Below are 8,079 nucleotides of genomic sequence, written 5' to 3'. Positions count from 1 at the left end.
GATCGCGACGATAAGGACGACGACGATGACAAGGACGATGATCGCGACGATAAGGACGACGACAAGGATGACGATGACGATCGCGACGATAAAGACGATGATTGCGGATACGATGACGACGATGATGACGACAATGACTGCGGCCACGACGACGAGCACTGTGGTCCCTGCGAGGGCGGCGATGATAAGTGTGCCCCCTGCTACATCAAATACGACGGCTTCCGCGACGGCGCAATGGAGCACGCCCCCGGTCAGTGCGTCACCTTCTGCTACATCCTGAAAGGAGACTACCGTGAATACGCCACCGACGTCCTTATCAAGGCTGGTCACCAGACCGGACTGGACTTCTGCGATGTGACCGAAGACGACTGCGACGACAAGCGTTTGACCTCCAAGCGCCTGGATACAGGAAGCGATTGGGACCTCCCGCTCCGCGAATCCTTGGCCCCGACCGAGTCAATGGGTATTGGAGCGCTGGCCGTCTTCCCCAACCCGGCCCACGACCTGATCACCCTGCGCTTCGCCTCTTCCAGCGACCAGCGGGTGAACATCCAGGTCATTGACGCCACCGGACGGGTGACCCTTACCCGGGCCTACGATGCCATGACCGGCAACAACTCGGTCGAGCTGAGCCTGGGCGACACCCCCGCCGGCCTCTACCAGATGGTGGTGACCCCCAATGACGGCGAGCGCACCGTCCGGAGTTTCCTGCGCCTGCAGTAACGCCCCGGAACCGCCGGAATAACCAACCTCCTCTCTACTCCGGTAGGGAGGAGGTTTTTCATTTTAGCCAGTCATACGCGGTTGGGCTACCCCGCCAAGGCCGTCCGGCGGACAGCACACCCCCCTCCCCAATGCGCGCAAATAAAATTTTGCATTTCAATGAAAAACATATAATTTACAAGCATACCACACTATGAACTGTATTTGCACACCCACTAATCACTCTGACGCAACACGACCTTAAGCTGATGTTCCCGCCCCGGTGAAGCCACTTCCCGACTTCGGGAATCGCAGCTCCGATAACACCTGTACTGCCCCACCCCAGTTGTTGCCCTTCCCATTGCGCCGGAAGCGGAGATGGCTTGCTGGTGCGGCCGGTCAGGGCCTTGCTGTTCAACCTCTTTTCAACACTATAAATAACATCCACATGAGACACACTTACGCTTATTTCGCTAACCGCCGGTGGGGCCTCGGCCTCCTCTGCCTGCTCCTTGCCGGGGGGCTAACCGCGGCGAGCAGTACGGCAACTCCCTTCTACCTCTCCGAACTCTACGCTGCGGCGGATGAGGCCCCGGAGGCGGGTTCCACGTCCTTCGAAATTCCCTTCTTGGCCGATGCTTCGGTTGCTTTTACCTGTAACACCCTCGTCTGTCAACGAGACTACGAGGTAAACTGCATTGCCGATGCGGACGTGCCAAATCCACCGGCCCCCAATGACCTACCCAACGCCGGAGACGACAATTGCGAAGTGACGGACTTGACCTGGGAAGATCACATTAACAATAACCCCGATGATCCGGAACTTTCCGCCATCATTACCCGGGTATGGTCGGCCAACGTAAATGGGGAGCCCAAATCCTGTACTCAGATCATCCGCGTCATAAAAGGAAAGGAGCCCGTGGTCACCGCTCCCGCTGACATCACCATCACCTGTGGAGCGTCAACCGATCCCGCCGATACCGGTATGGCCACCGCCACCGATGCCAGTGGTCCCGTAACCTATACCGACGAAACGGTAGGTGAGCCTGAAGACGATTGCAGCACAATAATCCGGACCTGGACCGCCTCCAATGAGTGCGGAGAAGGTCAGGATGTCCAGATTATTACCCGTACCCCGCCCCCGCTGGAGAACGAGTGCTACTCCCTGGCCCCCTGTATGGAATACGACAGCGAGGCGGGCACCACCCGCTTTACCTGGGAGCTGTGCCTGATCGGCGACGAGTGTAAGGACATTTCCAATATCCGCTTCTCCATCCCCTGTGACCTTCCCAAGTCCGCCCTCCTGGAGTCCTCCTCCAGCATGAGCGGACTGAAAGTAGAGATCAACGGCCGCACCGGCCGCTGCGAGCGCTATGACGTACAGTTTGAAGGCTTCGGAGACGGAGCCATGAAGCGTGAGCCCAACCAGTGCGTCACCTTCAGCTACCTGATCGACGCCGACCTGCGCGAATACGTGACCGACGTAGCCATCAAGGCCGGTAACCAGGAGGGACTGGACTTCCCCGGCATCAGCCTGGATGGTTGTAACGTGGAGCGTACCTCCTCTTCTACCCAAGTTTCCAGCAGTGAGAGCTTTGGCAAAAAGAAGGGCAAGTCGCTCGTACAGTCTACCTCTGACGCCACCGGCATCAACGCCGTAGCCGTGTTCCCGAACCCGGCCCGCGACCTGATCACCCTGCGCTTTGAATCTGCCAGCGACCAGCGGGTTGACCTGCAGGTATACGACGCCACCGGCCGGGTGTCCTTCGCCCGCGCCCTGGAGGCCGCCAGCGGCACCAACACCGTAGAGTTGAGCCTGGGCGACGTACCCGCCGGACTCTACCAAATGGTGGTGACCCCCGCGGAGGGTGAGCGCACCGTCCGCACCTTCCTCCGACTGCAGTAACCACTACTTCCACCGGAATAACCAACCTCCTCTCTGCTCCGGCAGGGAGGAGGTTTTTTTGTGCCTGGCACCTGCGCTCCGCCGCCAGAATGGCGCTATCCAGCCACCCTATAAATTAATTATTAACATACATGTATTGCACTGCCGGACATTCACTTTATTGTCGCCACATTTTGAGTTTAAACAAATAAACCCTATATTAAGTATTGCCCCCATTTCGGCATCGAGGCGCGAGTTTCTATTGTAGCGCCCTGGTTCTCCCCGAGCACCGCCCATTTATTTCTGCTATTCAGCTGGAACGATCGCTTTAGTCCGAACGGTTCAGGCCGGCCAGTCTGCCTGGTCATGATTATTGGCATAAGGCAGCGGACAGGCATATGTATTGGCACCTCCCCCGTGGAGGTACACCGCAACAATACCCCCACCTACCTCAACTTCTGATTTCTCCCTACTGGCCAGCGCCTCCCGCGCTGGCAGGAGGATGTACTGTGCCGGCTCTTTCCCCAGGGTCCGTAGAGTCCCTTTCTATTGCTATAACAAAACTGTCAATGATGAAACACTCTACTCTTTCCCCGCTGACCAACACGCCGGTGCGCCCAGCCTGGTCCTTCCCCCCGATCCTTTGGGTTTTGCTGCTTACGTTACTGTTTCCGGCGGCAATGGTGGCCGGGAATTACAACAATTTTACCTCGCCCGCACCCGACCTGGCCGACAGTGGAGATCGGATGGAAAAGCGATCCATACCGTCTGCACCGCTTGGGTACGCTGCCGACGCAAAAATAGCGGGGCCTCGTCATGGGCTTACCTTTCGTGCCCCCCCGGAGTCGGTCCCGCAGATTGAGTGTCCGCCGGACATTTCCCTGCCTTGCTCGGCTTCAATCGACCCGGTAAACACCGGAAAAGCTAGTTGTAAAGCCGGAGTCATATACGATGAGGAAGGGACCCCGACCACCCTCGAATGTAATGACGCCCACATCGCTTATTCCGACGTAGTAGAGCCCGGCGAGTGTGCGAATGAATCCGTCATTTTCCGCACCTGGACCGCCGTCAATGGAGAGGGGGAAGGGACCAAATGTGTTCTGATCATCACCTTGGTGGACAAGGACCCTCCCGTACCGGCAGCTGTGCCTGCCGACCGAACCCTTTCCTGCGGCGAGGAAGTGCCCCCCGCCCCGGACTTGACGGCAATAGATAAATGCCAGGACAACCAAATTAGCGGAGCGTTAACGACAGAGATTTTCCCAGACAAATGCGAGGGCTACACCATACACCGCACCTGGACCTTCACCGACTCCTGCGGCAACCGCAGTACGGCCAGGCAGTCCATTACGGTACCCGGCAATGCAATAAGCAAACTGCCCCAGCCCCCAGAGGATTTGATCGTGGAGTGCGGTGGTGGAGTTCCAGAGGCTGAGCCCCTTACGGCCCTCAGCGATTGTGGAGAGGAATTTATCGGCCAACCGAACGACGCGGCGAGACCCAACGAATGTACCGGTTACACCATCGTTCGCAGCTGGACCTTTACCGACGCCTGCGGCCTCGATAGCCGCGTCAGCCAAAAGATCAAGGTACTGGGCCATACCGTAAGCCAGCTGCCCGAGCCGCCAAAGGACCTGATCGTGGAATGCGGTGGCGAAGTACCGCCGGCCGAAACAGTGATTGCCATCGACGATTGCGGCAACCAGATTACGGGCCAACCGAACGACGTCGCAGGGCCAGCAGACGAATGCGACGGCTACACCATCACCCGGACCTGGACCTTCATCAACGCCTGCAAACAAATCAGCAGCGTCAGCCAGAAGATCACCATGCGCGGCAGTGGAATAAGCCACCTGCCCACCCCCCCGGGGAAACTGATCGTGGAATGTGGCGGAAAGGTGCCGCCGGGCTCCCCCCTCACAGTCATCGACGATTGCGGCACAAAGATCACCGCCTTCCCCAAAGACGCTCTAGGGCCCGGTAGCGATTGCGAGGGCTACTCCGTTCTACGCACCTGGACCTTCACCGATGACTGCGGCAACACCGGCCAGGTCAGTCAGGACATCACCGTGCTGGGCAGAGGAATAAGCGAACTGCCCCAGCCTCCCAAGGATTTGATCGTGGAATGTGCCAGTAAGGTACCAGAAGCTGAGCCCCTAATTGCAATCGACGATTGTGGGAAGGAGATCATCGGCCAACCGTACGACGCTGTAAAGCAACCAGACGAATGCTCTGGCTACAGCATTACCCGCAGCTGGACCTTCACCGATGCCTGCGGCACCGATAGCCAAATTCGTCAAAAAATCACGGTGCTGGGCATCGAAACAACCCAACTCCCCGAGCCTCCAAAGGCGCTGGTCTTGGCTTGCAGCGACAAGGTGCCGCCACCCGACTCTCTTGTGGCGTTCGATAATTGCGGCAATAAACTCACCGGCCAATTGAACGAGGCTGTAGAACCAGGTGAGGAATGCGACGGCTACACCATCACCCGCACCTGGTCCTTTGTCAACGCCTGCCGAAAAATCAGCAGCGTCAGCCAAAAAATCACGGTTAGCGGAGGAGGAATCAGCAAACTGCCCCATCCCCCGGAGGATTTAACCGTGGAATGCAGCGACAAGGTGCCACCAGCCGAAGATTTGACCGCCATAGACGATTGCGGTGAGGAGATCACGGTCAGCCCCATCGATAAGAAGCACTCGATTGGCGAATGTCTCCATGACTTCACCATCAACCGTACCTGGATTTTTACCGACGCCTGCGGCAACAAGGAATCGGTTACTCAGACCATCATCGTGCTCGATACCCTGGCGCCCGTGCCGCAAGCAGCCCCCGCTGACCTGAACCTAGCGTGCGTTAGTGACGTACCACCCCCCGTTAACCTGACCGCCACCGACAATTGCGACGGGGACATCACGGTGAGTCCTACGGTACATATCACGCCCGGCGGCTGTCTGAACGACTACTCTATGGTCCGCACCTGGACCTTCTCCGATACCTGCGGGAATACGAGCAGCGTCAGCCAGACCATCACCGTGCTCGATACCCTGGCGCCCGTGCCACAAACAGCCCCCGCTGACCTGAGTCTGGAATGTGCCGAGGACGTACCACCACCGGTAAATCTGACCGCTACCGACAACTGTCATGGCGACATCACCGTGAGCCCCACTACCCTGGTCACTCCCGGTGCCTGCCTGAACGACTTCACCATGGTCCGTACCTGGACCTTCACCGATACTTGCGGCAATACCAGTTCCGTCAGCCAGACGATTACCGTGCTGGATACCCTGGCACCGGTTCCGCAAGCGGCACCCGCCGCCCTGAGCCTGGAATGTGCCGATGACGTGCCACCGCCGGTAAATCTGACCGCCACCGACAACTGCGACGGGGACATCACCGTGAGTCCCACGGTACAGGTCACGCCCGGTGCCTGCCTGAACGACTTCACCCTGGTCCGCACCTGGACCTTCTCCGACACCTGTGGGAATACGAGCAGCGTCAGTCAGACCATCATCGTACTTGATACCCTGGCGTCGGTGCCCCAGGCAGTGCCCGCCGACTTGAACCTGGCGTGCGCCAGCGACGTACCACCTCCCGTAAACCTGACCGCCACCGACAATTGCGACGGGGACATCACCGTGAGCCCCACTACCCTGGTCATTCCTGGTGCCTGCCTGAACGACTTCACCATGGTCCGCACCTGGACCTTCTCCGACACCTGTGGCAATACGAGCTCAGTGAGCCAGACCATCACCGTGCTGGATACCCTGGCGCCCGTCGCGTCCGCGGCCCCGGCCGACCTCAGCCTGGAATGCGCTGACGACGTACCCGCACCGATCGACCTGACGGCAACCGACAACTGCGACGGATACATCACCGTGAGCCCCAATACCCAGGTCATCCCTGGTAGCTGTATAAACGATTTCACGATGATCCGTACCTGGACCTTCTCTGACACCTGTGGTAATACCAGCAGCGTCAGCCAAACCATCACCGTGCTCGATACCCTAGCCCCAGTTCCGCAAGCGGCACCCACTGACCTGAGCCTGGAATGTGCCGACGACGTGCCACCGCCGGTAAATCTCACCGCTACCGACAACTGCAACGGAGACATCTCCGTGAGTCCAACAACGACGGTCATCCCCGGTGCCTGCCTGAACGACTTCACCATGGTCCGCACCTGGACCTTCACCGACACCTGTGGAAATACGAGCTCAGTAAGCCAGACCATCACCGTGCTCGATACCCTGGCACCGGTGGTGACCGCCCCGGCGGACATTCCGGCACTCTCCTGTACCAAATCCACCGACCCGGCCAACACCGGCGGGGCAACGGCAACGGACAACTGTGACGGGGAACTTGCGGCCACCTATTCCGACGTGATCGTGGAAGGTGCCGGGGTGGACTGCTACACCATTGAGCGTACCTGGAGTGCCACCGACACCTGTGGAAATACCGCCTCGCCGCTGCAGACCATCAACGTGGTCGATACCATTCCACCGACCTTCGTGGATTGCCCTGCCGATGTAGAACTGACGTGCACCGAGGACGTTCCGCCCGTGGCCTACCCGCAGGCTACCGACAACTGCGACAATGAAGTCGACGTAGTCTACAACGGCGAAGTGCGCGACGACTCCTGCAGTGAGGACTACTACACCCTCACCCGCAGCTGGACCGCTACCGACAACTGCGGCAATGCCACCACCGGTGAGCAGGTCATCACCGTCAATACCCGACTGACTGACCCCTGCTACTCGATCACCTTTGAACTCGAGTACAACGAGGAGGACAATACTACCCGATTCACCTGGGAGCTGTGCCTCATTGGCGAAGATTGTAAGGACATCTCGAATATCCGCTTCTCGATTCCCTGTGACTTGCCGAAGTCCTACCTGCTGGACACCTACAGCAGCGTGGATGGTTTGCGTGCGGAGATCAATGGAAGGACCGGCAGATGTACCCGCTACGACGTACAATTCGATGGCTTCTCTGACGGAGCACTTCAGCAAGAACCCGGTCAGTGCGCTACCTACAGCTACCTGATCAGGGGCGACCTCAGGGATTGGGAAACCGACGTTTCCATTAAAGCAGGAAACCAGGGAGGACTCGGTTTCGAGGACGTGGGACCAACCTGCTCCTGCACCAAAGAAGCCGGAGCGCTTACCCCTCAAGAACTGGCAAACGAGCCCGTGTACTTCGACCAGCGCGGTGCCGAGGGCCTTTCCGACGTTCAGCTCTTCCCCAACCCGGTGGACGAGATGTTCACCCTGCGCTTCGTTAATCCCACCGGACAACCCGTCATGGTGCAGGTCTACGACGCTACCGGCCGACTGCAGCTTGTCCGGCGAATCATCACCAGCGAAGGCTTTAACCAGGTCGATTTTGAGGTGACGAACCTGCCATCCGGACTGTACAAGATGATCCTAATACCTGAAACAGGATCACCGCACATTCGGCCCTTCATCCGCATCCACCGTTAAAGGAACGGTACACAA

Annotated in this window: 3 protein-coding genes; all 3 read left to right on the top strand. The window is 58.6% G+C overall.

All coding sequences use genetic code 11. The features are described from left to right. On the top strand, positions 1-723 hold a 723-nt coding region (locus tag CGL56_RS17345; RefSeq protein WP_187305585.1), incomplete at its 5' end, for a T9SS type A sorting domain-containing protein. Between the two features lie 427 nt (positions 724-1,150). Continuing rightward, a complete protein-coding gene (locus tag CGL56_RS17340) occupies positions 1,151-2,608 on the top strand; it encodes a T9SS type A sorting domain-containing protein (protein ID WP_099107851.1) in 1,458 nt (485 codons plus the stop codon). Between the two features lie 377 nt (positions 2,609-2,985). Next, the gene (locus CGL56_RS17330; RefSeq protein ID WP_143470779.1) at positions 2,986-8,064 is read left to right on the top strand and encodes an HYR-like domain-containing protein; all 5,079 of its coding nucleotides are present in this window, start codon (positions 2,986-2,988) and stop codon (positions 8,062-8,064) included. Positions 8,065-8,079 lie beyond the last annotated feature (15 nt).

This window comes from Neolewinella marina, from assembly GCF_002631205.1.
In the GTDB taxonomy this organism is placed as follows: domain Bacteria; phylum Bacteroidota; class Bacteroidia; order Chitinophagales; family Saprospiraceae; genus Neolewinella; species Neolewinella marina.
This window is presented reverse-complemented; position numbering and strand designations above follow the sequence as displayed.